The sequence below is a fragment of the Micromonospora sp. NPDC050200 genome (assembly GCF_040656135.1).
In the GTDB taxonomy this organism is placed as follows: domain Bacteria; phylum Actinomycetota; class Actinomycetes; order Mycobacteriales; family Micromonosporaceae; genus Micromonospora.
Genome location: NZ_JBFALG010000002.1, coordinates 159,789 through 185,713 on the forward strand (window position 1 = coordinate 159,789; position 25,925 = coordinate 185,713).

Below are 25,925 nucleotides of genomic sequence, written 5' to 3' on the forward strand. Positions count from 1 at the left end.
AGGGGTGGCCGGGAGTCTGGTCGCGGAGGTAATCGCAATCTTGTTGCCATCTTGGCTACTGAATTCGAGGCAGACAAGGCCTGCGGCGACTGTTTCCGTGTGGCCGGTCGTCGTCTACGCTGCCGACGTGGAGCCGAGAGCCTTCTTTGTCGCCGGTCGCCCCGTCCACGGTGAGGGCGAGTTGACCGTCATCCACCCGTACGACGGCCGGACGGTGGGGCGTACCACGCTCGCCACGGCCGACCAGGTCGAGGCCGCCGTCGCGGCGGCGGCCGGGGTGGCGGCGCAGGCCGCGGCCCTGCCCGCGCACGTGCGGGCGGCGGCCCTGGACCACGTCTCCCGGCGGCTGGCGGAGCGGGCCGACGAGGTGGCGGCGCTGATCACCGCCGAGAACGGCAAGCCGGTCAAGTGGGCGCGGGCCGAGGTGGGGCGCGCGGTGTCGACGTTCCGCTGGGCGGCGGAGGAGGCGCGGCGGTTCTCCGGCGAGTTGCAGCGGCTGGACACCGACCCGGCGGCGACGGGGCGGATCGCCCTGGTGCGGCGGGTGCCTCGTGGCCCCGTGCTGGGGATAGCGCCATTCAACTTCCCGCTGAACCTGGTGGCGCACAAGGTTGCCCCGGCGATCGCGGTGGGCGCGCCGATCATCGTGAAGCCGGCCCCGGCGACGCCGCTGTCGGCACTGCTGCTCGGCGAGATCCTGGCCGAGACGGAACTGCCGGAGGGCATGTTCTCGGTGCTGCCGCTGCCCAACGAGCGGGCCGCCGAGCTGGTCACCGACCCGCGGCTGCCGGTGGTGTCGTTCACCGGTTCAGGCCCCGTGGGCGCGGCGATCCGCCGGCAGGTTCCGGAGAAGCACGTCACCCTGGAGTTGGGCGGCAACGCGGCGGCGGTGATCTGCGAGGACTGGGCCGCCGACGAGGACCTGACCTTCGCCGCGCACCGGATCGCGACGTTCTCCAACTACCAGGCCGGGCAGTCGTGCATCGCCGTGCAGCGGGTCTTCGTGCACGAGTGGCTCTATGACGGCTTCCTGCCCCGGCTGGTCGCCTCGGTCGAGGAGTTGCGGACGGGCGACCCCGCCTCGGAGCTGACGGACGTCGGGCCGCTGGTGTCTGTCGAGGCTGCTTCCCGCGTGGAGGCGTGGGTGGACGAGGCGGTCGCGGCCGGGGCCACCATCGAGGTGGGTGGCCGGCGTGAGGGCGCCACCTACCCGCCGACCGTGCTCTCCGGGGTGCCGTCATCCGCCAAGGTCTGCACTGAGGAGGTCTTCGGGCCGGTGCTGGTGGTCGCCCGGGTCGAGAGTGACCAGGCGGCGTTCGCCGCGGTCAACGACTCGGCGTACGGGTTGCAGGCTGGCGTGTTCACGCACCGCCTGGACGTCGCGTTCGAGGCGGCGCGGGTGCTGGAGGTCGGTGGGGTGGTCGTCGGGGACGTGCCGTCGTACCGGGCCGACCAGATGCCGTACGGCGGCGTGAAGGGCAGCGGCGTGGGGCGCGAGGGGCTGCGCAGCGCGATGGAGGACTACACCGAACCGCGGGTGATGGTGCTGACCGGCCTGGCGCTGTAGCCGGTCGGCTTTGGCCGGGCGGGTCGGCGCGGGGAGCGGTCACCTCCTTGAGCCGTATGCCTGTCAGGCATATTCATGCCTCTCAGGTATATCGCCCAACCGGCATACGACCGCCGCTCACCAGGTCCCGTCGTCGCGGACCCGGGCCGGGGCCAGGCCGAGCAGCAGCGTGGTGAGCGCGGCGTCGATGTCGTCGCCGAGGAACCACTCGCCGGCCTGGTCGAGGGCGAAGATCCGGCCCCGCTCGTCCACCGCGAGGATGCTGTCCTGCCGCTCGGAGCCGATCGGGAACAGCCGCACACCCAGGACCGCGCCGAAGTCGGCGAGGGTGTCGGCGGTGTGCGCCGCCCGGAGTGGGTTGGTGTCGAAGAGGCGAATCCACACTTCCCGACCCGGTCGCCGACGGAAGGTGCCGATTGCTGGAAAGTCTAAGAAGACGCGTTCGGCCGCCGGGAACGGCTCGTGGCGATGGGAGCGGCCGACCAATTCGCAGGTCTCGGCGATCGCACCCTCCGCCATGGCCCAGTTGAAGGGGTTCTGGTCCCAGCCTGCGTCGGCCAGCGCCTCGGCAACCTCGGGCGGGAAACGGTCGGCCACCGGCACCTGCCGATGAAAACCTCGGGGTTCCGTGATCGCACCGAGTTCGCCCCACGGAAGGGCACCAAGACGCACCAGGGCGATCGTGCACGACTCGCACAGGTTTTCCGTCGGACCACCGGCCGGATCGCCCGGTTCGCGTATGCGAAACACTTCCAATCTGCTGCCGGCGAGTAGCGTTCCCGCCTCGCTCGCGGTCAGCGGGGCCTGACCGGCGGCGGCGCGGCGGTGGTCGTATTCGTGGAGGACGTCGGAGACGACGATCAGTTCGGCGTGCCGGTCCCCGCCCCGGACCAGGTGCCCGGCCGGCAGCTCGTCCAGGTACGCGCGGACCAGCGGGTGGTGGTGCAGCTCGACGTCGCCCTTGGCGCCGTGACCGACGTACGTGCGGCCCTCGACGGTCAGGTGGGCGACCGTGGCGGGGGTCGGCAGCCGCCGGATCTCGCGGAGCAGTTGGCTCGCGGGGGCGACCGTGCGGGGCGCCGGCGTGCCGGCGGCGCGACTGCGGCGGTACATCTGCTCGACCGCCGCGGCCGGCACCCGTGGCCAGGTGGAGACCTCGCCGGTCTCCTTGTCGACGACCGTGGTGGGCAGGTCACCCGGCACGGTGTCGACGCCCGGGGCCACGACGGACCGGACGACGTACCCGAGGTCGAACTCGTCGATCCTCGGACGGCACTCGTAGCCGAGGCGCTGTGAGTCGCGGCGGGCCCACACCGTGGCGAGCTGCTCGGCCTGCTGGCGATCGATCACGGGCTGAAACTACCGGACCCCCACGACTTCGTGGCACCCGGTATGGTTCGCCTGACTGAACGTGACCGGGGGAGGGTGGCGTTGGCCGAAAGTGTTGACCGGGACGCCAATCGCGCGCTCCGCGCGCGGTTCGACGAGGTGTACGGGCAGTACCGGCGACTCCGGTCCGGTTTGGACGAACTGCAGACCAAGCTGGCCGAGCTGCGGGTCACGGAACGCTCCGACGACGGCCAGGTGACCGCCACCGTGGGCGCCCGGGGTGAGCTGATCGCGGTGGAGCTCAGTCCCGCCGTCTTCCACGATCGGGACGCGAGGGCGTTGAGCCGGAAGATCACCACGACGGTGCACCGGGCCACCGCTGCGGCTATTGCCGCCACCCAGGACCTGGTCGCCGGTTACCTGCCGGCGGGGTCGGGCTCGGTGGACTTCCTCGGCAGTGGTGACTTCGGCGCGTTGCTCGGCCGGGCCGACACGGTGATCCAGAGCGAAGGGGAGCGGCGTGGCTGAGGGACAGCTCTGGCTCGACCCGGACCGGGCCCGGCGCGGCGGCACCGACCTTCACCTCGCGGGCGAGGCGGTCGGCACCCGGCGGCAGCAGGTCGGCGGTCGCATCGCGGCGGCGAGCGCGCTGCGCCCCTGGGGCCGTGACGACATCGGCGCCGCGTTCGAGAAGAGCTATCGCGGCTACGAGGAGACGCTGCTGCGCGCCTGGGAGGGGGTCGGTCGGGCGCTGGCGGGGCTCGGTGCCGATGTCGTGGCCTCCGTCGAGGCCACGGTGGAGACCGACACCGCGAGCGGCCGGCGCCTCGACGGGGTGTCCGGCCAGCACGACTACCGGCGCTGACCTGCGGGGGACCGAGCCGTGAGCCTGCTGCCGAGCCCGATCCCGCACCCCCTCGACTACAGCCCCTGGGACCTGCCGGGCTGGGTGTACGAGGCGCTCGACTGGGTCATCGGGGTGGAATGGCCGGAGGGGGACGAGCGCGCCGTCTGGGACCTCGCCGATCAGTGGTACGCCGTCGCCGTGGCGCTCGCCGGGCCGCGCGACGACGCGATCGCCGCCGCGACCGAGGTGCGCAGCGGGTACGGCGGCATCGGCCTGGTGGCCGAGGCGTTCGACACCGCCTGGCGGCGGGTGGCCGAAGGCGACGAGACTCCCCTGCCCGTCCTGTTCGCCGTCAGCGGCGAACTCGGCCGGCTGGTCGAGGAGTGCGGCTGCGACATCGAGGGCGCCAAGCTCGAGGTCTGGATCGAACTGGGCATCCTCGTCGTCGAACTGCTGGCGATCGCCGTGGCGAGCGTGGTGACCGCCGGCGCCGCCTCACCCGCCGTGGGGGCGGCGACCACCGCCAGTCGGCTGGTGGTCCAGCAGATCTTCAAGCGGCTGCTGGCCCAACTGGCGAAGAAGGAGCTCAAGCAGGGCCTGAAGGAGGCCGGGGAGCGGGCCACCAAGGAGGTGGCCCGGGGCGGCATGCGCGGGCTGGGCAAGCGGGCCGTCAAGGGCGGGCTGGAAGAGGCGGCGGAGGAGTCCGGGATCAGCCTCGCCACGCAGGCGTACCAGAACTCCACCGGACGTCGCCACGGCCTGGACCTGGCCGACCTGGGCGCGTCGGCGGTCGGTGGGCTCGCCGGCGGTGCGGTGGCGCCGCTGGCGGGGCTCGGCCGGCATGCCCATGGCCCCGGCGCGCGGATCGCCGAGCACTTCGGCCGGGAGATGACCGGCGAGACCCTTGCCGAGGGCGCGGCGGGCCTGGCCACCGGCCAGGGCGTCATGTCGGTGGAGGACGCGGCGCGGGCGGCCGTCTCCGGTGCCACCGGCTCGGCGACCGGCCAGGTCGACGCGGCGGTGCGCGCCCGCATCGACGGACAGTTGACGTCGCTCGCCGCACCGCTGCCGCCCATGGAGCTGCCCGTCGCGCCGCCGGCGGTGGCCGCGGGCGCCGACCTCCCCTCGCCCCGCGACGGATCGCCTCCCGAGGCGGGCGGGTCGACGCCGACGGTGCTGTCCGGCGGCCTAGGAGCGGGCGCGGGGGCAGCCCTTACGGACGCATCTCCGCCCGCGCCGCTGCCGGACAGGGAGACGTTGGCGGTGGAACCTGTTCCTACCGTGCAGGTCGGTTCGGCGGCAGATCCCCGCGTGCCGTCGTCCGTCATGGTGGAAGCCGACGCTGCCGTGTCGGCTCAGGCAGAGCACGGACGGTCGTCGGACAGCCCCACGCTCTCGTCGGTGACCACCGAACGCCCGCCATCGCCGCAGACGGTCGAGGCGGCCACCGCCGCCGGTCACACCACCACTCAACCCACGGCTGCCAACCCGGCGACCTCCGCCACCGTAAGCACCGCCCCTGTGACGGCCTCCGTCACCACGACGACGGCCGCCACCGTGACGTCGCCCGCCACCGGAACGGTCGGCAATACGGCGACCAGCATCCCTCCGACCAGCGCGAGCGTGTCGGCGTCGGCACATACGCCCGTGGCCGCCGCGCACAACACCGCTGCGGCCCTCACCCCGCCGTCGGTGCAGAGGCCATCGCCGGTGGTGGGCGAGGAACCGGCGCCCCAGCAGGGGGTCGGGGCGCCGGAGCGGGACGCTGCCGTCACCAACGCGCCGAGGGCGAACCGGTTCCCGTCGCTGGAGGCGCTGGCCCCGGCGCCCGCGACCTCACCTCCTTCCGAGGCGCAAACCCCGCCGGGGCCGGCCACCGAGCTGCCGCGCCCGAGGACCCCCGAGTGGTACGCCGCGAAGTGGGCGGCCGAGCGGGAAGCCCTTGAGCGACGCCGCTACCGGGGCTACTTCGAGTCGCAGCGAGCCTGGTACGAGGACCGGCGACGGAGGGATCTGGCCGGACACCTCTTGGAATCGGCGAGCCACTACCTGGACCGGGCGCGTTGGCTGAAGCAGCGCGCACGTGATGTGGTCAAAGCCGGGCTGACACTCCGCGCCGAGCACATGTTCAAGGCCAGCGAGGTCGCGGAACGCGATTCATACGAGTACACCGACTGGGCCGACGGGGTGCGAACCGGCAAGGTCGTGCCGGACGAGGTCCTCATCGACGACCCAGCCGACTTCCAGCGGATCAACGACGACGTCGCCGACCTGGCCCTCGGCGCGGTCGAGACCAGCGACCAATCGGCGCTGACCGGCGCCGACGGTGATCCGCCTCCGATCGACCGTTCACGTCGGTACGGGCAGTGGGGTGGGCTGCGCCCGCCGCTGGCGCTGCACCAGACCGACCTCGAACGGCAGATGCCCCGCAACCCCGACGGCAGCGTGGTGCGTACCGCCGATCCCCGACAGGGCGGATGGTTCGGGCTCGCCAACGACGGCGGGCCGGAGGCCGACCCCACCCGGGGCATCAACTGCCTCGACTGCACCCTGTCGCTCTACGAGACCTGGGTACATGGCCGGCCGCGGGTCTCCGCGCCGCGTACCTTCGACGGCTACAGCGGGGGCGACATCCGGCGCCCGATCCTGGGAGAGAAGAACGGCCCGCAGCGGGTGGAGGAGGTGACCGGCGGGCGTTTCCAGAACCTCGTGGGGGGTCGGGAGCGGGGGACGGGGAGCCCTACCCCGCTGTCCGACGCGGTCGACCGTGGCTTCGACAACCTGCACGTCCAGCTCAAGATCGGTGGTCACGGCAGTTACGCCTTCCTGATCACCGAATGGGAGAACGGCGGCTCACACGCCTGGGTCGCGCTCAACCAGAACGGGACGATCCTCTATCTCGATCCGCAGAGCGGCGTTGTCCACGACCAGCCCCTCTACCGCCACCAGGGCGTCACCGATCCGGACAACGTCGTCAGCATCGATGCCCTGGTGCTGGGCGGTGACGGCCGGCCGATGCCGTTGGGCGGGCTGGCTCGGGGACAGTTCAGCGTCCTCCCCGACCTGCCCGACTACCCGTCGACTCCGGACGAGGAGGCCGGGTACGGCGACCCGTACCTCAACCGCCTCCACCTGCTCGACGGTCCGGGCGCCGCTTCCGTGGGTAGCGGACCAGCGAGGGATGGCGGGACGACTGCCGGACCCGACCTGGCGCGCGAGGCAAACGAGCCGCTTGACGAGCAGGAAGAACTGCGGCGAGCACGTCAACTGGCGTACGGGGAGCGCGAGGCGGCCGGCCTGCCAACTCGTGAGGTTGTCGCGGCGAACGCCGATCTCGACGCGGTGTTCGGAGCGGGCGTCACCCCTGCGGAGGTGGCCGCCCACCTTGATGCTCCGACGCTCCGGCGGCTCGCCCCGCACCTCGATGACGCGGCGGCCCGGGACGTGGCGCGCTTACTCGCCGATCCGCGAGTCGATCGCATGCTCGATGAGACGTGGCGGACGCCCCCGTACGGCGAGCCGATGCTCGCCGAAGCGCTGGTCAGGCAGCTGACCCAGCGACCCGACCTGGTACGGATGATCCTGGCCACGCCGGAACTCGCGAATTCGCTGACGGCGCGTCCGCTGACGCTGCATCACCTCGCGGTTCATCAGCAGGCCGTCGACGTCCTGGGGGCAGTGCTCGACGACATCGCCGCGCGAAGCGCCGAGGTGGTCGCCGCCGAGACCGCTTCGGCGGAAGCCACGCCGTTGACGGACGAGCAGCGCCGCATCAGCAATTCCTTCACCGGCACCGACGACTTGGCTGTCCAGCCAGGCTTCGACCTCAGTCGGAGGTCTGACCCCTCATACCGTAAGCAATACCTCGATTGGTTGTATCAAGAGGCAGTGGTCGCACAGGTCGAGGTGACAGCTCTTGCCGAACGCCTTGCTGGTCGTGCGGGTGGAAGCGCGACAGCAGAGCCACGTCCAGGTCCGAAGGACAGACAGCGTGCTGAGGACAAGGTCAGCAAGTATCGGTTCGATGTTTCCCTGCTGACGGATCTGGCGGCTGCCAAGGTTGTATTCACCCGACTTGACGACCTCTACCAGGCTTTGGGTGAATTGCGGTCAGATCCCGGGGTGAGGATCGTGGAGTTCGAAGACCGGTTCATCAGCCCGCAAGTCAGCGGATACCGCGACGTGCAGATGATGCTACGCACGGCAAACGGGCACGTGGCCGAGTTCCGATTACATCTTGCTGCACTGGACGAGGTTGCGACGTGGGAACACGCACTTTACGAGGTAAGGCGGGACTTGAAGGCGGTAGCTGATCAAGACAGGCGTAGCATGTCTTCGATGGAGCATGCGCTTCGCAAGGGCATCCTTCGGCAAGAGCGTCAGTACTTCTGGGTGGCGCTGCGGGAGACTTTGGACCGGGGGCAAGGGATTGAGTGAGACGCCGGGGCTGACCCTGCCGGCATTCTTCAGCTATTACAAATCGCCGGTCAAGATTGTACCCACGCCTGAGGGGGGACTGGCGGCATGGCGACTGTCGATCGATACGGGTGGCTGGGAGCCGGCGGTTGAGATAGTTGACGAGATTCTGTTCGCCCGCGGTGGCGAGATCAGTACCCTGACCGTCGACCAATTCGTGCAACGGACGGAGAGCCAGCGCGCTCGGTATCTGGGCGGCACAGGGCCCATCTATGCTCTCTATGAGACGGTGCAGGCGATCGAGGGGGCCGCCGGCGCCGAAGGGCGGCGCATGACGGCGCATGAGATCGCTCTGATCAGCGGGATCAGGCGCAAGACTTTCGTGATGTTCGAGGAACAGCTGCGAGCGGCCGGCGATGAGGGAGCGGACCCGAGCCTTGCCGGGTGACCCCCGGGCAGTGGCCGCCTCGGAGACCCTGCTCCCGAGCCTTGCAGCACGAGCACGGCGTAGCGGTAGTCCTCGATGGCCTGCTCGACGTCCGCTTGTCGGGCCCGCGGTCGTCGCAACGAGTTGCCGGCCCGCCACTCCCGGTTCATCGCGGGCGACCCTGCCAACGGCAATCATCGGCTCGCTGCCCTGAGTGAACCTCAGGGGTGGGTCTGTAGCCGACGCAACAGGGATCGCGCGGATTTGTCGAGGTCGGTGCTAGGACTTGGAACCGCGGTCTGTGACGTAGACGCCCTTGCCCTGCCGGCCTTCGATGAGCCCTTCTGCCTTGAGGATGAGCATCGCGCCCCTGACTACGGTGCTGCTGGCTTTGTAGTGCTCGCAGAGTGCGGCGAACGACGGCAACTTGTCGCCGGGCTTGAGGCGACCGTCCTGGATCTGCTCGCGGATGTCCCGGGCGACTTGCATGTATGCGGGCTCGTACATGTGGTGGTGCTCCCAGCTTGGCGGCTGAGTCAAGAACACCACAGGTGGCCCCGCGTTACAACACAATGTGCTCCTTGTTGTAGCGATGCACAATGTGCAGTATGTTGCTCGTGGGGTTGCTGAGCTTGGCGGCTTGATGCCCCGCCGTGGGTGTCTGGCCTGGTCCCCCGTCTGGGACGGGCACCCGCGGCACCGTCCTGGCGAGTGGCGGGAGGACCGGTGAGCAGTCGGAAGCGCGGGACTCCCCAGCAGGTGATCGACCTTCGGGAGCGGGATGCGGGTTCAGGAGAGTGGGCGGCGTAATGGCGCGCCGCGTTTCCTACGAGGACTACCTCCTCGCGGCGGCGATGACCCTCGCCCGCCGGCATCAGCCGGTGTGGTGCTGGCGTCGGTGGCGTCGGGTCTGCCGCTGCGGGGCCGAGCTGCCCTGCCGGGCGCGGCACCGGATCCCGATCAACCGGGGCCACTGGCCGGGGGAGGAGCGCCAACCGCCGACCAGGTGATGTGGCTTGTCCTCGCGGTGCACCTGCGCGGGCTCGACGGCCTGTGCGTCGGGTGCCGGGCGTGGTGGGGGAGGCTGTCGCCGTACCCCTGCTGGCAGGTCGACTGGGCGACCAGCCGGCAGGCGCGGTCGCGGACGGCGCGCTTCCTCGGTGGTCTGCCGTGACCACCCACGGGCCGGTGCTGCCGGTCTGGACCTGCGGTGGCTGCGACCTGCCGTGGCCGTGCCCGACCCGGAGGCGTGAGTTGCGAGCCGAGTACGACCGGGCGCCGGTCTCGCTCGCGATCTACATGGGGTCCTACCTGGTGTGGGCGGCCGAGGACCTGGTCTGGCTGCCGGCGGGCACCCTGCATCGACGGTTCGTCGGGTGGGTGCGGTGAGCGCCCTGCGGCCGAGCGACGAGAAGTTCCACTACAGCGACGGGTCGCACAAGTGGATCCCGCCCGGGCCCGACTACGACCAGGAGGTCTGGGACGAGCAGGTGCGTCAGCACAAGCTGCGGCACCTCGCCGGTGAGAAGCCGAAGCCGCGTTTCCGGCTGCGCACGATCTGAGCGGGCGGAAATGCCTTGCGACCGCTCGATGCCTGGGTCAGGGTCGCGACATGACGGACCCTTACGGCGACGCCCCCGCCGGCCTCCCCACCCGCTCCTTTGGCTGGTCGGACATGTTCCTCAAGCCCGACGACGACCCGCGCTCCGACGGTGGCTTCGACGACGAGCGCAGCATCCTGGTCAACTACCTGCGCGACCACCGGCTGACCCTGGAACTCAAGTGTGCCGGCCTCGACGCCGAGGCGCTGGCCCGCCGCAGCGTGCCACCGTCGACGATGTCGCTGCTCGGCCTGGTGCGGCACATGGCCGAGGTGGAGCGGGGCTGGTTCCGGCGCACCATGGCCGGCGAGGACGCGCCGCGGATCTGGTGCACCGAGGAGGAACCCGACGGCGACTTCGACGGCGCGGTCGCCGACCCGGCGGTGGTCGAGGAGGCCTGGGCGGCCTGGCGGGCCGAGGTCGCGTACGCCGAGCGTTTCGTCGTCGAGGCTGCCGACCTGGGCGTCAAGGGGCACCGGGGGGACCTGACCATCTCGCTGCGCGAGCTGCTGGTGCACATGATCGAGGAGTACGCCCGCCACAACGGCCACGCCGACTTTCTGCGGGAGCGGATCGACGGTCGGGTCGGCCAGTGACCGACGGGCCATCGCCGCACCGTCAAGGGGGTCCGGGTTGGCCGTGTTCGGCGGCGAACCCTGGCACGCCGAGGACGGTCGCGGAGGCGGTGGCCGTACAGGATCGGTTGCGGCCGCTCGCGGACCTGGTCGGGCCGGGTCCGCGTCGGCCCGCGACGGTGGCCGGCCTCGACGTCGCGTACGCGGAGACCGGTGACCTGCTCGCGGCGGCCGTCACGGTGCTGGACGCGGCGACCCTGGCGGTGGTCGACCGGGCGGTCAGCGTGGGGCGGCCGGCGTTCGACTACGTGCCGGGGCTCTTCGCGTTCCGGGAGCTGCCGGCGTTGCTGGCCGCGCTCGACGGGCTGCGCGTCCGCCCGGAGCTGCTGGTCTGCGACGGGCACGGACTGGCCCACCCGCGCCGGTTCGGGCTGGCCTGTCACCTGGGCGTGGTCACCGGGCTGCCGGCCATCGGGGTGGGCAAGACGCGGCTGGTCGGCGAGTGGACGGAGCCCGGGCCGTGGCGCGGTGACAGCACGCCGCTGGTCGACGGGGGTGAGACCGTCGGGCGGGTGCTGCGCACCCGGGACGGGGTGAAGCCGGTCTTCGTCAGCGTCGGGCACCGGATGAGCCTCGACAACGCCGTCGACCAGGTGCTCGCGCTCACCCCGCGCTTCCGGCTGCCGGAGACCACCCGCACCGCCGATCGGCTCTGCCGCGACGCCCTTGCCGCCGCCACGCCACCGGTCTGAACCCTGCGCCGAACCGGCGCGGCGGCAGGCATGCGCGGCGGCCGGTGAGGGTAATGCCGCACACATGCGAAGCTCTCTGTGACCCGGTCGCCACCTGGCCCGGTAGTAACCTGACCGCCGGACCCCAGCGGGGGCGGAGACGGTGAGGTGGACATGTCCGTGCGTCGGCAGGTGGCGCGACTGGTGACGGTCGGCGCGCTGCTGGGCGGCCTGGTGGCCGTCGGGGCGACACCGGCGTACGCCGAGGAGGACCGGGTCGGGGTGCACGCGGCGAGCAGCTTCAGCGCGGGTGGTTCCCCGGGCGCCGTCTCGATGGAGGTGCGAAAGCGTACCGAGGGCTGCGTGCTGCTGCGCAGTTCGCTTGGGCTGCGGCTGGACGGGCTCACCCCCGACCAGGTGCGGGTCCAGGTGAGCATCGGCGGTCAATGGTTTCCGGTGCCGGTCTCCGGCGGCGGGGGCAGCGTCGGCACCGCCCGTACCTCGCCGGCGAATGCCACGTTGTGCAAGGGGAAGAGCATCACCGTTCGCTACCGGGTCGCGTTCCTCGCGGGCACGCCGGCGGGCAGGTTGGAGGTGGTCGGTGAGGCGACGACCGCCCTCGGCCGGCTGATCGGCCGGGGCGCCGACACCTCCCGGGTCGGTGGCCGGGCCGCCGGGAGCGCCTCGCCGACCCCGAGCCGCAAGCCCACTCCGAGCCCCACTCCCACCGCGAGCGCGACCGGGACCCCGGCCGCCGTCACGGACGTGCCGACCCAGGCCGTCCTCGCCGCCCCGACCACCGGCCAGGCCACCGCCGCTGCCGAAGAATCCTCCGGAGGATCCATGATCATGTGGTTCGGCATCGCCATGGTCGCCGTCGGCGCCGGGCTGATCGCCCTGCTCATCCGCAACAACCGCAAGGACCGCGGGCCCGCCGACGAGCGCCCGGCGTACCCGGGTGTCCCGTTGCCCCGCAACCCCGGTCCGACCACCTACCGCTCCGGCGGCGGGGTGCCGGGCGCGACTCCCACGTCGAGCGGACCGGGGTACGGCCAGCACGCCGCCCCCGCGCGCCCCGGCGGCCTGTACGGCGGGGCCGGTTCGTACCCGACCGTCGCGCCCGCGCCCCGCCCGGCCGGCGGGGTGTACGGCGCCCCGACCTCGGCCCCGCCCGCTGCCACGCCGCCGGCGCCGGAGCGGCCCACCTCCGCCCCACCCGGCCCGCCGTCCGCCGCCCCCGGCGGTGACGCGACGACCTTCATGCCCCGCCTCCCCGGCTAGGACGGGGCGGACGGCACCGCTCCGTTAGGCTCAGGTTCGTTGACGACCTGCTGCGGAGGAGCGAAACCGGTGTCTGACCTGTCCCAGATCGTGAAGGCGTACGACGTCCGGGGGACGGTGCCCGACCAGTGGGACGAGCGCGCCGCCGAGGCGCTCGGCGCCGCCTTCACGCAGGTCCTCAACGCCACCGGTGAGCCCGGTGAGGCGGTGCTGATCGCGCACGACATGCGCGCCACCGGCCCCGGCCTGGCAAGCGCCTTCGCCGCCGGCGTGCGGGCCGAGGGCCGTACGGTGATCGAGCTCGGGCTGGCCTCCACCGACATGCTCTACTACGCCTCCGGCGCGCTGGGCCTGCCCGGGGCGATGTTCACCGCCAGCCACAACCCGGCGCAGTACAACGGCATCAAGATGTGCCGGTCGGGCGCCCGCCCGATCGGGCAGGACAGCGGCCTGGCCGACATCCGCGACCGGGCGCAGGCGTTGCTGGCCGGCGGCGAGCGCCCGGCCGGTGCGCCGCAGGCCCCGGCCCAGCGCCGTGACCTGCTGCCGGACTACGCCGCGTACCTGCGCAAGCTGGTCGACCTGTCGACGATCCGGCCGCTGAAGGTGGTCGTGGACGCCGGCAACGGGATGGGCGGCTACACGGTGCCCACCGTGCTCGGCGACGCCGCCCTGCGGGCCCTGCCGCTGGAGATCGTGCCGCTGTACTTCGAGCTGGACGGCACCTTCCCCAACCACGAGGCCAATCCCCTCGATCCGAAGAACCTGGTCGACCTCCAGCGCGCGGTGGTGGCGCACGGCGCCGACATCGGGCTCGCCTTCGACGGCGACGCCGACCGGTGCTTCGTGGTGGACGAGCGCGGCGAGCCGGTCTCCCCGTCCGCGATCACCGCCCTGGTGGCGGCCCGTGAGCTGGCCAAGCACCCCGGCTCCACGGTGATCCACAACCCGATCACCTCGCGTGCCGTGCCGGAGATCATCCGTGAGCACGGCGGCGAGCCGGTGGTGGCCCGGGTCGGCCACTCCTTCATCAAGGCCGAGATGGCCCGCACCAACGCCATCTTCGGCGGGGAGCACTCGGCGCACTACTACTTCCGGGACTTCTGGTTCGCCGACACCGGCATGCTCGCCGCCATGCACACCCTGGCCGCTCTCGGCGAGCAGTCCCAGCCGCTGTCGCTCCTGGCCAGCGTCTACGAGCGGTACGTCGCCTCCGGTGAGATCAACTCCACGGTGGCCGACCAGGCGGCGAAGCTCGCCGAGGTGCGCGCCGCGTACCCGGAGGCGGACGCCGACGAGCTGGACGGCCTCACGCTGCGCTTTCCGGACGGCGCCTGGTTCAACCTGCGCCCCTCCAACACCGAGCCGCTGCTGCGGCTCAACGTGGAGGGCCCGACCGAGGAGCGGATGATCTCGCTGCGCGACGAGGTGCTGGAGCGGGTTCGCCGATAAGATCGCCTGCGCCGGTCGGCACCGCCGGCCGACGGGACCGCACACGTGGAAGGAGCCGCACCGTGGCCCTGGACCCGCAGTTGCTCGAGATCCTCGCCTGCCCGGACACACACCACGCCCCGCTGGACTACGACGCGCAGGCGCAGACCCTCACCTGCACCGAGTGCGGTCGCGTCTTCGAGGTGCGCGACGACGTGCCGGTGCTGCTGCTGGACGAGGCGCGCGGCGGCCCGGAGGCGCAGCGGTGATGGACGGTTCGGCCGGGGTCAGCGGCCGGCGGGTGGCCGACGAGTCCGTCCTGGACGACCCGGACACCTTCGCCGAGCAGGACCCGGGCGGCATGCTGCGCTTCACCGCCTCGGCCGGCGCGCAGGTGCGCGAGTCGGCGAGCCTGGCCGCCGAGGCCAACCTGTCGCTGCTGGAGGACGACGGTCGCCCCCGGGCGGTCGTCATCGCCGGCATCGGCACCGCCGGGCGTACCGGTGACGTGCTCGCCACGGTCGCCGGGCCGCGTTGCCCGGTGCCGGTGATCCCGCACCGCAGCGCGGGCGTGCCCGGTTGGGTCGGTGCGGCCGACGTGGTGATCGCGGTCAGCGCCTCCGGTCGCAGTCCCGAGGCGCTCGGCGCCGCCGAGGCCGCGCACCGCCGCGGCGCCCGGCTGGTCGCCGTCGGCGCGCCCGACTCGCAGCTCCAGTCGGTCGCCGAGCGGGCCCGCGCCCCGTTCATCCCGGTGCCCCGGCGGGCCCCGGCCCGGGCCAGCCTCTGGGCGCTCACCGTGCCGGTTCTGCTCGCCGCCCGTACGCTCGGCCTCGTGAAGGTCAACGAGGCGGATCTGGCCGAGACGGCGGCCCGCCTGGACGCCGACGCCGACCGGTGCCGGCCCACCGCCGAGTCCTTCGTCAACCCGGCGAAGTCGCTGGCCCTCGGGCTGGCCGGGTCGATCCCGATCGTCTGGGGGTCGTCCCCGCTGGCCACCGTCGCGGCGCGGCGCTTCGGCGACACGCTCTCCGCCAACGCCCGCTACCCGGTGGTCACCGGGGCGCTCGGCGAGGCGGGTCGCGGTCGCGTCGGTCTGCTCGACGGCGTCTTCGGCGGCCTGGTCGAGTCGGCACGGGACATCTTCGCCGACCCGGCCGAGGTCGAGGGCGACCCGACCCGGCTGCGGCTGGTGCTGCTGCGCGACGGCGGGCTCAACGCCGAGGACGACACCGACGAGCCGCTCGCCGTCGAGGAGCGCCGCGCCGACGCGGTGCAGACCCTCGCCGAGCGGCGTGGCGTGCGCTGCGACGTGGTGACCGCCGAGGGCGGCTCCGCGCTGGAGCGGCTCGCCTCGCTCGTGGCGGTGCCCGACTTCGCCTCGGTCTACCTGGCCCTGGCCCACGGTCTGGACCCGATGGCGGTCCCGGCGATCACCGAGATGAAGGAGCTGTCGAACCAGTGAGTGCAAATGGCGGGACGAAGGCGATCGTCGCCGCCCTGCTGGCCAACGTCGGTATCGCCGTCACCAAGTTCGTCGCGTTCATCCTGACGGGTTCCTCGTCGATGCTGGCGGAGGCGATCCACTCGGTCGCCGACTCCGGCAACCAGGGCCTGCTGCTGCTCGGCGGCAAGCGGGCCAAGCGCGAGGCCACCCCCCAGCACCCCTTCGGGTACGGCCGGGAGCGCTACATCTACGCGTTCATCGTGTCGATCGTGCTGTTCAGCGTGGGTGGCCTGTTCGCGCTCTACGAGGCGTACCACAAGTGGTCGCATCCGGAGGGCATCACCGCGTGGCAGTGGGTGCCGGTCACCGTGCTGGTGGTGGCGATCATCATGGAATCGTTCTCCTTCCGGACCGCGATCAAGGAGTCCAACCTCATCCGGGGCCAGCAGTCCTGGGTGCACTTCATCCGCCGGGCCAAGGCGCCCGAGCTGCCGGTGGTGCTGCTGGAGGACTTCGGCGCGCTGGTCGGTCTGGTCTTCGCGCTCGTCGGCGTCAGTATGACGCTGGTCACCGGCAACGGCCGGTGGGACGCCGCCGGCACCGCGATGATCGGCGTGTTGCTGGTGGTCATCGCGGTCACCCTGGCGATCGAGACCAAGAGCCTGCTGCTCGGTGAGGGTGCCGAGGCGAAGGAGCTGGCGAAGATCGAGCAGGCGATGACCAGCGGCCCCGAGGTCGAGCGGATCATCCACATGAAGACGCTCTACCTCGGCCCCGAGGAGCTGATGGTCGCGGCGAAGATCGGCGTGCCGCCGTGCGACAGCGCCGAGGAGCTGGCCCGCGGCATCAACGCCGTCGAGGCCCGGATCCGCAACGCGGTGCCGATCGCCCGGGTGATCTACCTGGAGCCGGACATCTACAGTGCCGCCGCCGAACGCGCGGGGACGGGCGCTGCCGCGCACACCGCCGTACCAGGGCCGGAGGTCGAGCCGGGCGAGGCGGCGGGTGGGGCCGGGAGCTGAGCGTGGAACTGCTGCGCGGGCCGATCCGCGACTACGCCTGGGGGTCCCGCTCGGCCCTTGCCGAGCTGCAGGGGCGCCCGGTGCCCAGTGACGGCCCGGAGGCGGAGCTGTGGCTGGGCGCCCACCCGGGCGCCCCGGCCACGGTCGACCGGGACGGTGACCGGGTGAGCCTGGTCGATCTGGTGACCGCCGAGCCGGGCCGTTGGCTCGGCGACCAGGTGGTCGACCGGTTCGGTGCCCGGCTGCCGTTCCTGCTGAAGGTGCTCGCCGCGGACGCCCCGCTGAGCCTGCAGGCGCACCCGGACCCGGAGCAGGCCCGGGCCGGGTACGCGGCCGACGCCGCGCGCACCGACGGGCAGCGCAACTACGTCGACCCCTACCACAAGCCCGAGCTGCTGGTCGCGCTCTCGCCGATGGCGGCGCTCTGCGGGTTCCGCGACCCGGCGGAGTCGGCCGAGGTGCTCGCCGCGTTCGGCGTACCCGCGCTGGAGCCGGTGGTGGCCGCGTTGCGCACCGGGCCGGCGGGCCTGCGCGACGCCGTACGCCTGCTGCTGACCTGGCCGGCGGCGCAGCGTGCCGGGCTGGTCGACGCGGTGGTGGCGGCGGACGTCGCCGGCCCGGACGCCGAGCTGGCCCGGGCCCTGGCGGCCAGTTACCCGGGCGACCCGGGGGTGCTGGTGGCGTTGCTGCTGCACCACGTGCGGCTGGCGCCGGGGGAGGCGATCTGGATGCCGGCCGGCAACCTGCACGCCTACCTGCGCGGCACCGGGGTGGAGATCATGGCGGCCAGCGACAACGTGCTGCGCGGCGGGCTCACGCCGAAGCACGTGGACGTCGACGAGCTGCTGCGGGTGCTCCGCTTCGAGGTGCTGACCGACCCTGTGGTCGCCGCGCGGCCGGTGGCGCCGGGGGTGGTCTGCTGGCCGGTGCCGGTCGAGGACTTCGCGCTGCACCGGGTGACGGTGGACGCGACCACGCCCGAGGTGCGGCTGTCGCTGCCGGGGCCCCGGGTGGTGCTCTGCCGGGCCGGCCGGGTCGCGGTGGACGACGGGACGGGTGCGCTCACCCTCGCCCCCGGGCAGGCCGCGGTCGGCCCGGCCGCCGCGGGCCCGCTGGTCTTCTCCGGCGAGGGTGAGGCGTTCGTCGCCACCGCCGGTATCCGCTGACGCCCTCTCCCGTCGAGGGTCTTCCCCAGCGTCGGTCTCGCGACACGAGTCCGACTTTCCCGAAATAGCTTGACTCACCTCTGGCGCAGTGTGACTCTATGGGTGCGCAGCGTTGTCGCGACGAAGGTCCGGTAGCGCGCGGGGGAACCAAACCGGGGGGATGCACGGGGCGGCCGGCTCGTGGACGGGAAAGTCTGTCCATTGCCGACCGCCCCGTGCGCTGTCTCCGGCGGTCCTCCGTGCGGCGCTGGACCACGCGCGTAAGGTGGGAGGTCGCGCAGCACATCGTCCGACAGGAGCTTTTATGACCAGCACCCTCCCGGCGTCCACCAGCGGCGCGCGGCCGAGCACCCTCGCCGAGGGCGACTACAAGGTGGCGGATCTGTCGCTCGCCGAGTTCGGGCGCAAGGAGATCCAGCTCGCCGAGCACGAGATGCCCGGCCTGATGGCGATCCGCCGCGAGTTCGCCGACGCCCAGCCGCTCGCCGGTGCCCGGATCACCGGCTCGCTGCACATGACCATCCAGACCGCCGTCCTGATCGAGACCCTGGTCGCGCTCGGCGCGCAGGTCAGGTGGGCGTCCTGCAACATCTTCTCCACCCAGGACCACGCCGCCGCCGCGATCGTCGTCGGCCCGACCGGCACCCCCGAGGCCCCGGCCGGCGTACCCGTGTACGCCTGGAAGGGCGAGAGCCTCGAGGAGTACTGGTGGTGCACCGAGCAGGTGCTGGCCTGGCCCGACGGGGCGGGCCCCAACATGATCCTCGACGACGGCGGTGACGCCACCCTGCTCGTGCACAAGGGCGTCGAGTTCGAGAAGGCCGGGGTCGTCCCGCCGGTCGAGTCCGCCGACTCCGAGGAGTACGCGGTCATCCTCGGCGTGCTGCACCGCTCGCTCGCCGAGGACGGCCAGCGGTGGACCCGGATCGCCTCCGCCATCAGGGGCGTGACCGAGGAGACCACCACCGGCGTGCACCGGCTCTACGAGATGCACCGCGCCGGCGCCCTGCTCTTCCCGGCCATCAACGTCAACGACTCGGTGACCAAGAGCAAGTTCGACAACAAGTACGGCTGCCGCCACTCCCTCATCGACGGCATCAACCGGGCCACCGACGTGCTGATCGGCGGCAAGATGGCCGTCGTGCTCGGCTACGGCGACGTGGGCAAGGGCTGCGCCGAGTCGCTGCGCGGCCAGGGCGCCCGGGTCGTGGTGACCGAGGTCGACCCGATCTGCGCGCTCCAGGCGGCGATGGACGGCTACCAGGTCGCCACCCTGGACGACGTGGTCGAGCAGGCCGACATCTTCATCACCGCGACCGGCTGCTTCGACGTCATCACCAACGAGCACATGGCCCGGATGAAGCACCAGGCCATCGTCGGCAACATCGGCCACTTCGACAACGAGATCGACATGGCCGGCCTGGCGAAGCGCTCGGACGTCACGCGGGAGAACATCAAGCCGCAGGTCGACCTGTGGCGCTTCGACGACGGCCGCGCCATCATCGTGCTCTCCGAGGGCCGCCTGCTGAACCTGGGCAACGCCACCGGCCACCCGAGCTTCGTGATGTCGAACTCGTTCGCCAACCAGACCATCGCCCAGATCGAGCTCTTCACCAAGACCGAGGAGTACCCGGTCGGCGTGTACGTGCTGCCGAAGCACCTGGACGAGAAGGTCGCCCGGCTGCACCTGGCCGCGCTCGGCGCCAAGCTGAGCACCCTCAGCAAGGAGCAGGCCGCGTACCTCGGCGTCGCCGTGGAGGGCCCGTTCAAGCCGGAGCACTACCGCTACTGAGTTCCACCTCGAAGGACCGGGTCGGCCGCCGCGCGGCCGGCCCGGTCCTTTTCGCGTACGCCGACAGTCGGCCCCCCGGCCCCCCGGCGCTCCGCGCCGGCTCCCGCCCGCTTCCCGCCGGCCCGGTGACCCGGTTTGCGCCGTGTCGCGGTGTCCGGGGCCGTCGACCCGCGACACGCCGCAGGTCCAGCGGCATCGGCCGGCCCGAGGGGCGGTGGGCGCGGAGACGACTCAGCGTGGCTTGTGACGGGTGGGTCGGATCCAGGTCCAGACGCACCAGGCGAGCCAGGCCAGCGACACCGCGGCCGCGAGTGGGCGCATCCGCAGCTCGCTGAGGACCACGACCAGCGCCAGCACGGCCAGCCAGGGCAGCAGGCCCCTCATGCCCGTCGCCCGGTGGCGTGGGGGTGGACCGTCGTGGGCTCGCGCCGCGCCGCCCGGGGGCGGACCGCCGGGAAGGGGCCGAAGGTCCCTGGCCGCGGCCTGCCGCCCGGGGTGATGGTGGAAGTGATCAAGGTGGCCTCGTCCGTCCGTGGGGGTGAGCCGATCCTGTCACGGGGCGGACGGGTGAACTCGGGGCGATCGACTTGACGGCGCCCGGGGGGCAGGAGGAAGGTAAACCTGCCCTAAGTTACCTGAGGCAACCCTCATCACCACGGAGTACCGATGTTCGCCACGTACCTGATCGGCCTGCGCGAGGGCCTGGAAGCGACCCTGGTGGTCAGCATCCTGGTCGCCTTCCTCGTGAAGTCGAACCGACGGAACCGGTTGCCGCACGTCTGGCTCGGGGTCGGGCTCGCCGTCGTGCTCTCGGTGGTCTTCGGCTGGTTCATCGAGTACACGTCCACCACGCTGCTGAACACCTCCGAGGAGCGGGAGCTCTTCGATGCGGTCACCTCCGTGGCCGCGGTGGTCTTCGTCACCTGGATGATCTTCTGGATGCGCCGGGCCGCCCGCTCCATCGCCGGTGAGCTGCGCGGCAAGCTGACCGACGCGCTCGCGGTCGGCGCGGTGGCCGTCACCGGGATGGCCTTCCTCGCGGTGATCCGGGAAGGGCTCGAGACGGCGCTCATCTTCTACTCGGCAGCCCGGGGGCTCGCCGACAACAACACCGGGCCGCTGCTGGCACTGGTGGGCGGCATTGCCACCTCGGTCCTGCTCGGCTTCCTGCTCTACGCGAGCGCCCTGAAGATCAACCTCAGCAGGTTCTTCACCTGGACCGGGGCCCTGCTGATCCTGGTCGCCGCCGGCATCTTCAAGTACGGCGTGCACGACTTCCAGGAGGCCGGCGTCCTGCCCGGCCTCAACGACAAGGCCTTCGACATCTCCTCGACCCTCGACCCCAGCACCTGGTACGCCACCCTGCTGAGCGGAATGTTCAACATCACCCCGGCGCCGAGCGTGCTGGAGATGGTCGCCTGGGTCGCCTACGCGGTGCCGGTGCTGGTGCTCTTCCTCAAGAAGCCCTCCCGCGGCGCCGCCAGGCCGGCCGCCCCCGCCGCCCCCACGTCCACCAGTTCGGCGTCCGCGCCGCAGCGCGCCTGACCCACCTGCTCCGAGGAGACAGAAACTGATGCGTACCACCCGCTTCCTGGTGCTTGCCGCCGCCGGCGTGCTGGCCGTCACCGGCATCACCGCCTGCAGCGACGGCAAGGAGCAGGACGGCGCGAAGGTCGCCAACGCGGTGACGGTGAAGGCCACCGACACCGCCTGTGAGGTCGACGTCACCGACCTCGCCGCCGGCCAGGCGACCTTCACCGTCACCAACTCCGGCAGCAAGGTCAACGAGTTCTACGTGTACGCCGCCGGCGACCGGGTGATGGGCGAGGTGGAGAACATCGCCCCGGGGCTCAGCCGCGAGCTGCGCGTCGAGCTGCCCGCCGGGACGTACGAGACCGCCTGCAAGCCCGGGATGAGCGGCCGGGGCATCCGCGGCGCGTTGAAGGTCAACGGCACGGCCACGACCGTCGCCCCGGACGCCGCGCTGGCCCAGGCCACCGCCAGCTACCAGCGGTACGTGACCAGCCAGACCGGCGCCCTGCTGACCAGGACCGAGGAGTTCGTCGCCGCGGTCAAGGCCGGCGACGCCGCCAGGGCGAAGGCGCTCTACCCGGTCGCCCGCACCTACTGGGAGCGGATCGAGCCGGTGGCGGAGAGCTTCGGCGACCTCGACCCGAAGATCGACGGCCGCGAGGAGGTCGTCGAGGAGGGCATGGAGTTCACCGGCTTCCACCGGATCGAGAAGGACCTGTGGACCACCGGCGACATCAGCAAGGACGGCCCGATCGCCGACCGGCTGCTCGCCGACGTCAAGGAGATCGTGGCCAGGGCCAACGCCGAGAAGCTCACCCCGCTCCAGCTCGCCAACGGCGCCAAGGCACTCCTCGACGAGGTCGCCAGCGGCAAGATCACCGGCGAGGAGGAGCGCTACTCGCACACCGACCTCTGGGACTTCAACGCCAACCTGGAGGGTTCGAAGGCCGCGATCGCCGCGCTGCGCCCGGCCCTGGAGCAGCGCTCGCCCGAGCTGGTCACCCAGCTCGACACGGAGTTCGCCAACGTCGAGAAGGCGCTCGGCCAGCACCGGACCGGTGACGGCTGGAAGCTGCACACCGCGCTGAGCAAGACCGAGCTCAAGGAGCTGTCCGACAGCATCAACGCCCTCGCCGAGCCGATCAGCAAGGTCGCCGCCGTCGTCGCCCGGTGACGGCCGGCCCCACAGGAGAATCGATGAGCGAGCAGACCAGCGCGTCCACCACGTCCGCCCGGGGCGGGCTGTCCCGGCGGCGGGCCATCACCCTCGCCGGGGTCGGGGCCGCCGGGGTGGCCGGGGTCGCCGCCGGCGCCGGCGCCCTGGTCCGCGGCGCCGACCACGCGGTGGCCGACGACGTGGCGGCCGGCGCGGTGCCGTTCCACGGCGAGCACCAGGCCGGCATCACCACCCCCGCGCAGGACCGGCTGCACTTCGTCGCGTTCGACGTGATCACCAAGGACCGGGCCCGGCTGATGGCGCTCCTGCAGGAGTGGACGGCCGCCGCCGCCCGGATGGCCGCCGGTCGGGACGCCGGGGTGATCGGCGCGGTCGACGGCATGCCGGAGGCCCCGCCGGACGACACCGGCGAGGCGCTGGGCCTGCCGCCGTCGCAGCTCACCCTCACCATCGGGTTCGGCCCGACGCTGTTCCGGGACGCGCAGGGCAGGGACCGGTTCGGCGTCGCTGACCGGCGACCCGCCGCCCTGGCCGACCTGCCGCACTTCGCCGGGGACGCGCTGCGCCCGGAGATCTCCGGCGGCGACCTCTGCGTCCAGGCCTGCGCCAACGATCCGCAGGTGGCGGTGCACGCCATCCGCAACCTGGCCCGGATCGGCATGGGCGTGGTGAGCGTCCGCTGGTCGCAGCTGGGCTTCGGGCGTACCTCCTCGACGTCGCGGGGCCAGGCGACGCCACGCAACCTCTTCGGCTTCAAGGACGGCACCGCCAACCTCAAGGCGGAGGACGCCGGGCTGCTGCGCGAGCAGCTCTGGGCCCAGCCCGGCGACGGGCCGGAGTGGATGACCGGCGGGTCGTACCTGGTCACCCGGAAGATCCGGATGCAGGTCGAGACGTGGGACCGCAGCTCGCTGGCGGAGCAGGAGCAGATCGTCGGACGGACCAAGGGCAGCGGCGCGCCGCTGGGGCGCCGGGACGAGTTCGACGAGCCCGACCTCGACGCCAGGGGCGACGACGGGGAGCCGGTCATCGCCACCACCGCGCACGTGCGGCTGGCCCACCCGAGTCGCAACAACGGCGCCCGGCTGCTGCGCCGGGGTTACAACTTCGTGGACGGCTCGGACGGGCTGGGCCGGCTCGACGCGGGGCTCTTCTTCATGGCGTACCAGCGGGACCCGCGCAAGCAGTTCGTGCCGATCCAGACCCAGCTCGCCCGCAACGACGCCATGAACGAGTACCTGCGGCACGTCTCCAGCGCGCTCTTCGCCTGCCCGCCCGGGGTCCGCGACGCCACCGACTGGTGGGGCCGCCCGCTCTTCGACTGACCGCTCCCGCCCTCCGTTCGCCGACCGCGACATGGTGGCCGCGGCGTGTTCGCGGCCACGACGTCGAAGGTCGACCTGGCGGCCGGAGGTCAGCCGGGCGGTGCCGGCGGGGTCGGCGCGGCGCGGGGGGCCGGAACCGCCGGGCGGAGGACGGACGGCGCGGCGTCCGCGGTGGCGCCGACGGGTACGACGGGCGTGGCCGGGGCCGGTGCCAGCTCGGGCCAGAGGGTGGCGGTGAGCGTGCGGGCCCGGCGCAACCGGAGAGCCCCGCGGCGGTTCCGCTCGGCCAGCACGGCGGCCAGCAGGAGCGGTTCCGGTACGCGGGGCGGCGGTGGCGGCGACGTCAGCGCGGCCACCTCGCTCCACAGTGCCCCCGCCAACCGGCTCCGGGACGGCTCGGCGAACCGGCGCGCCCGGGTCAGGTACTGCCGCACGGCCAGGGCCAGCGGGTCGTCCAGCCGGGTCAGGTCCAGGGTGACCGCCCACCCGGTCAGCGGCGGAATGATCATCGGAGCCGGCAGCCAGGGCTCCGTCGTCCGGGTGTGCACCACCATCGTGCCGGCCACCAGGTCGCCCAGCCGCCGGCCGCGCCGGTCGGTGAGCATCACCGCCACGCCGGCGACCCAACTCAGCAGCGGCAGCACCAGGCCCGGCCACTCCACCGCGACCCCGACCAGCGCCCGGCTGAGCGACTGCCGCAGCCCGACCGGGCCGCCGTCGGCGCTGACCACCCGCAGCCCGACGGCCATCTTGCCGGGAGTGCGGCCGTGGTTGAAGCGCTCGAAGAGCACCGGGTAGCCGACCAGCACCAGCACCAGGAAGACGGTCCCCAGGGCGCTCGTCAGGGCCCCGTCCACGCCGGACAGCGTGTTCAGCGCCACGGCCGCCAGCGCCGTCCCGAGCAGCACCACCAGGACCAACTGGGTCACGACGTCCAGCAGCAGCGCCAGCACCCGGGAGCCCAGCCGGGCCGCCCGCACGTCGAGCTCGACGGCCTCGCCGCTGACCAGGCCGGCGTCGGCCCCCGTCGGGGACCGGCCGGCGACGCCGGCCGCGGCGGGCACCGGTGGTTGCGCTCTCACCCGCACAGTGAACACTATGAGCGCCGGACGGGGGAGGACGAGTGGATCTCGACGCGTACGTCGCCGAGCACCAACACGAGTGGCGGCGGCTGGAACAGCTCTGCGACCGGCGCCGGCTGGACGCCGACGAGGTCGACGAGCTGGTGACGCTCTACCAGCGCACCGCCACCCACCTGTCCGCGCTGCGCAGCCGCTCACCCGACCCCGGGCTGGTCAGCCGCCTGTCCCAGCTGGTGCTGCGGGCCCGGGCCCGGGTGACCGGCCGGCGTGGCCCGTCCTGGTCCGCGGTGGCCCGGTTCCTCACCGTCGGCTTCCCCGGCGCCGTCTACCGCGCCTGGCCCTGGTGGTGCGCGGTGGCGACCGGATTCAGCCTGCTCAGCGGCTTCCTCATCTGGTACGTGGCCGGCAACCCCGACACCGCCGCGGCGTTCATCGGCCCGCAGGCGGCGGCCGACCTGGTCGACTCCGGCTTCGCCGGCTACTACACCGAGTTCTCCGCGCCGACCTTCGCCTTCCACCTGTGGACCCACAACGCCTGGATCGCCGCCCAGTGCCTGGCGTCCGGGGTGCTGGTCGTGCCCGTGTTCTACCTGCTCTGGCAGAACGCGCTGAACGTCGGCGTGGTCGGCGGCGTGATGGTCTCCTACGGCCGGGCCGACGTCTTCTTCGGACTGATCACCCCGCACGGGCTGCTCGAACTGACCGGGGTGTTCGTCGCCGCCGGGGTGGGCCTGCGTACGGCGTGGGCGTGGATCTCCCCGCCGGCGCACCTGACCCGGGGCCGGGCCGTCGCCGAGGCGGGGCGCTCGGCGATCCTGGTCGCCGTCGGCATGGTCGGGCTCTTCGCGGTCTCCGCGCTGCTGGAGGCCTTCGTCACCCCGGCGCCCGTGCCGGTCGCGCTGCGGGTGGGGGTCGGGGCCGCGGTCTGGCTGGGTTTCCTCGGGTACGTGGTGGTCCTGGGCCGCCGGGCGGTGGCCGCCGCGTCCGTGCCCGCCGAGCGGGCCGACCCCTGGCCGGCCGAACTCCGCCCCTCCCCTCACCCCTCCCCCCGCTGACCCCACCCCCCCGCTCCCGCCCACCACCCCGCTCCCACCACCCCGCTCCCCCCCCACCACCCCGCTCCCGCCCTGTCGATCAAGAAGTTTTGGTCTTCCGGAGCGGCGTGTCGTGACCGAAACT

Annotated in this window: 26 protein-coding genes; 21 read left to right on the forward strand and 5 right to left on the reverse strand. The window is 72.5% G+C overall.

Annotation, left to right across the window (positions count from 1 at the left end; translation table 11 throughout):
- Window positions 1-127 precede the first annotated feature (127 nt).
- Complete coding sequence (locus tag AB0I41_RS02240) at window positions 128-1,567, forward strand: aldehyde dehydrogenase family protein (RefSeq protein WP_357100894.1); 1,440 nt, start codon at window positions 128-130, stop codon at window positions 1,565-1,567.
- A gap of 117 nt (window positions 1,568-1,684) precedes the next feature.
- Here AB0I41_RS02240 and AB0I41_RS02245 read toward each other — a convergent pair whose 3' ends face one another.
- The gene (locus AB0I41_RS02245) at window positions 1,685-2,917 is read right to left on the reverse strand and encodes an SUKH-3 domain-containing protein (RefSeq protein WP_357100896.1); all 1,233 of its coding nucleotides are present in this window, start codon (window positions 2,915-2,917) and stop codon (window positions 1,685-1,687) included.
- Window positions 2,918-2,992: 75 nt separating this feature from the next.
- Here AB0I41_RS02245 and AB0I41_RS02250 point away from each other — a divergent pair, with 75 nt between their 5' ends.
- Window positions 2,993-3,424 carry a YbaB/EbfC family nucleoid-associated protein gene (locus AB0I41_RS02250; RefSeq protein ID WP_357100898.1) on the forward strand — a complete coding sequence of 144 codons (432 nt, stop codon included), beginning with the start codon at window positions 2,993-2,995 and terminating at the stop codon, window positions 3,422-3,424.
- The gene (locus AB0I41_RS02255; protein ID WP_357100900.1) at window positions 3,417-3,761 is read left to right on the forward strand and encodes a hypothetical protein; all 345 of its coding nucleotides are present in this window, start codon (window positions 3,417-3,419) and stop codon (window positions 3,759-3,761) included. Before AB0I41_RS02250 ends, AB0I41_RS02255 begins: the two co-directional genes overlap by 8 nt.
- Window positions 3,762-3,922: 161 nt before the next feature.
- On the opposite strand, the gene AB0I41_RS02260 is transcribed toward AB0I41_RS02255, so the two are convergent.
- The gene (locus AB0I41_RS02260; RefSeq protein ID WP_357100902.1) at window positions 3,923-4,297 is read right to left on the reverse strand and encodes a hypothetical protein; all 375 of its coding nucleotides are present in this window, start codon (window positions 4,295-4,297) and stop codon (window positions 3,923-3,925) included.
- On the opposite strand from AB0I41_RS02260, the gene AB0I41_RS02265 reads away from it, so the two are divergent.
- Window positions 4,278-8,180 carry a toxin glutamine deamidase domain-containing protein gene (locus AB0I41_RS02265; protein ID WP_357100904.1) on the forward strand — a complete coding sequence of 1,301 codons (3,903 nt, stop codon included), beginning with the start codon at window positions 4,278-4,280 and terminating at the stop codon, window positions 8,178-8,180. The genes AB0I41_RS02260 and AB0I41_RS02265 overlap by 20 nt on opposite strands.
- Window positions 8,173-8,607, forward strand: a complete 435-nt coding sequence (locus AB0I41_RS02270; protein WP_357100906.1) for a hypothetical protein — start codon at window positions 8,173-8,175, stop codon at window positions 8,605-8,607. The genes AB0I41_RS02265 and AB0I41_RS02270 overlap by 8 nt, the downstream gene beginning before the upstream one ends.
- 258 nt (window positions 8,608-8,865) lie before the next feature.
- Here AB0I41_RS02270 and AB0I41_RS02275 read toward each other — a convergent pair whose 3' ends face one another.
- Window positions 8,866-9,093: a winged helix-turn-helix domain-containing protein gene (locus AB0I41_RS02275; RefSeq protein WP_357100908.1), complete on the reverse strand. Its 228-nt coding sequence runs from the start codon at window positions 9,091-9,093 to the stop codon at window positions 8,866-8,868.
- Between the two features lie 274 nt (window positions 9,094-9,367).
- Here AB0I41_RS02275 and AB0I41_RS02280 point away from each other — a divergent pair, with 274 nt between their 5' ends.
- From AB0I41_RS02280 to ahcY, 12 genes are all read left to right on the forward strand, one after another.
- Window positions 9,368-9,760 carry a hypothetical protein gene (locus AB0I41_RS02280; protein ID WP_357100910.1) on the forward strand — a complete coding sequence of 131 codons (393 nt, stop codon included), beginning with the start codon at window positions 9,368-9,370 and terminating at the stop codon, window positions 9,758-9,760.
- The gene (locus AB0I41_RS02285; RefSeq protein ID WP_357100912.1) at window positions 9,757-9,975 is read left to right on the forward strand and encodes a hypothetical protein; all 219 of its coding nucleotides are present in this window, start codon (window positions 9,757-9,759) and stop codon (window positions 9,973-9,975) included. The genes AB0I41_RS02280 and AB0I41_RS02285 overlap by 4 nt, the downstream gene beginning before the upstream one ends.
- Window positions 9,972-10,148 (forward strand): hypothetical protein, encoded by a 177-nt coding sequence (locus tag AB0I41_RS02290; protein WP_357100914.1) that lies wholly within the window; start codon window positions 9,972-9,974, stop codon window positions 10,146-10,148. The genes AB0I41_RS02285 and AB0I41_RS02290 overlap by 4 nt, the downstream gene beginning before the upstream one ends.
- 50 nt (window positions 10,149-10,198) lie before the next feature.
- Window positions 10,199-10,783 carry a DinB family protein gene (locus AB0I41_RS02295; RefSeq protein ID WP_357100916.1) on the forward strand — a complete coding sequence of 195 codons (585 nt, stop codon included), beginning with the start codon at window positions 10,199-10,201 and terminating at the stop codon, window positions 10,781-10,783.
- A gap of 89 nt (window positions 10,784-10,872) precedes the next feature.
- On the forward strand, window positions 10,873-11,514 hold the full coding sequence (nfi, locus tag AB0I41_RS02300) for a deoxyribonuclease V (protein WP_357100918.1): 642 nt from the start codon (window positions 10,873-10,875) through the stop codon (window positions 11,512-11,514).
- Between the two features lie 153 nt (window positions 11,515-11,667).
- Window positions 11,668-12,774 carry a hypothetical protein gene (locus tag AB0I41_RS02305; protein ID WP_357100920.1) on the forward strand — a complete coding sequence of 369 codons (1,107 nt, stop codon included), beginning with the start codon at window positions 11,668-11,670 and terminating at the stop codon, window positions 12,772-12,774.
- Between the two features lie 69 nt (window positions 12,775-12,843).
- Window positions 12,844-14,226 carry a phosphomannomutase/phosphoglucomutase gene (locus tag AB0I41_RS02310; RefSeq protein WP_357100922.1) on the forward strand — a complete coding sequence of 461 codons (1,383 nt, stop codon included), beginning with the start codon at window positions 12,844-12,846 and terminating at the stop codon, window positions 14,224-14,226.
- A 62-nt stretch (window positions 14,227-14,288) separates the two neighbouring features.
- Entirely contained in the window at window positions 14,289-14,474 is a 186-nt protein-coding gene (locus tag AB0I41_RS02315) for a Trm112 family protein (protein WP_088963849.1), read from the forward strand.
- A complete protein-coding gene (locus tag AB0I41_RS02320) occupies window positions 14,471-15,667 on the forward strand; it encodes an SIS domain-containing protein (RefSeq protein ID WP_357100925.1) in 1,197 nt (398 codons plus the stop codon). Before AB0I41_RS02315 ends, AB0I41_RS02320 begins: the two co-directional genes overlap by 4 nt.
- Window positions 15,664-16,671 (forward strand): cation diffusion facilitator family transporter, encoded by a 1,008-nt coding sequence (locus AB0I41_RS02325; protein ID WP_357100927.1) that lies wholly within the window; start codon window positions 15,664-15,666, stop codon window positions 16,669-16,671. Before AB0I41_RS02320 ends, AB0I41_RS02325 begins: the two co-directional genes overlap by 4 nt.
- Before the next feature lie 2 nt (window positions 16,672-16,673).
- Window positions 16,674-17,837, forward strand: a complete 1,164-nt coding sequence (gene manA, locus AB0I41_RS02330) for a mannose-6-phosphate isomerase, class I (protein ID WP_357100929.1) — start codon at window positions 16,674-16,676, stop codon at window positions 17,835-17,837.
- A gap of 304 nt (window positions 17,838-18,141) precedes the next feature.
- On the forward strand, window positions 18,142-19,629 hold the full coding sequence (gene ahcY, locus AB0I41_RS02335) for an adenosylhomocysteinase (RefSeq protein WP_357100931.1): 1,488 nt from the start codon (window positions 18,142-18,144) through the stop codon (window positions 19,627-19,629).
- Between the two features lie 231 nt (window positions 19,630-19,860).
- Here the strand turns inward: ahcY and AB0I41_RS02340 are convergent, their stop codons facing one another.
- Window positions 19,861-20,013: a hypothetical protein gene (locus tag AB0I41_RS02340; protein WP_357100933.1), complete on the reverse strand. Its 153-nt coding sequence runs from the start codon at window positions 20,011-20,013 to the stop codon at window positions 19,861-19,863.
- A 282-nt stretch (window positions 20,014-20,295) separates the two neighbouring features.
- On the opposite strand from AB0I41_RS02340, the gene efeU reads away from it, so the two are divergent.
- From efeU to efeB, 3 genes are read left to right on the forward strand one after another with little or no spacing between them, the layout of a single operon-like run.
- A complete protein-coding gene (gene efeU / locus AB0I41_RS02345; RefSeq protein ID WP_357100934.1) occupies window positions 20,296-21,174 on the forward strand; it encodes an iron uptake transporter permease EfeU in 879 nt (292 codons plus the stop codon).
- Between the two features lie 28 nt (window positions 21,175-21,202).
- Window positions 21,203-22,336 carry an iron uptake system protein EfeO gene (gene efeO, locus AB0I41_RS02350; RefSeq protein WP_357100936.1) on the forward strand — a complete coding sequence of 378 codons (1,134 nt, stop codon included), beginning with the start codon at window positions 21,203-21,205 and terminating at the stop codon, window positions 22,334-22,336.
- Between the two features lie 23 nt (window positions 22,337-22,359).
- Entirely contained in the window at window positions 22,360-23,664 is a 1,305-nt protein-coding gene (gene efeB, locus AB0I41_RS02355; RefSeq protein WP_357100938.1) for an iron uptake transporter deferrochelatase/peroxidase subunit, read from the forward strand.
- Window positions 23,665-23,753: 89 nt separating this feature from the next.
- Here the strand turns inward: efeB and AB0I41_RS02360 are convergent, their stop codons facing one another.
- The gene (locus AB0I41_RS02360; protein WP_357100940.1) at window positions 23,754-24,746 is read right to left on the reverse strand and encodes an RDD family protein; all 993 of its coding nucleotides are present in this window, start codon (window positions 24,744-24,746) and stop codon (window positions 23,754-23,756) included.
- A 41-nt stretch (window positions 24,747-24,787) separates the two neighbouring features.
- On the opposite strand from AB0I41_RS02360, the gene AB0I41_RS02365 reads away from it, so the two are divergent.
- Window positions 24,788-25,801, forward strand: coding sequence for a stage II sporulation protein M (locus AB0I41_RS02365; protein ID WP_357100942.1), 1,014 nt, complete (start codon window positions 24,788-24,790; stop codon window positions 25,799-25,801).
- The last annotated feature ends 124 nt before the right edge of the window (window positions 25,802-25,925 follow it).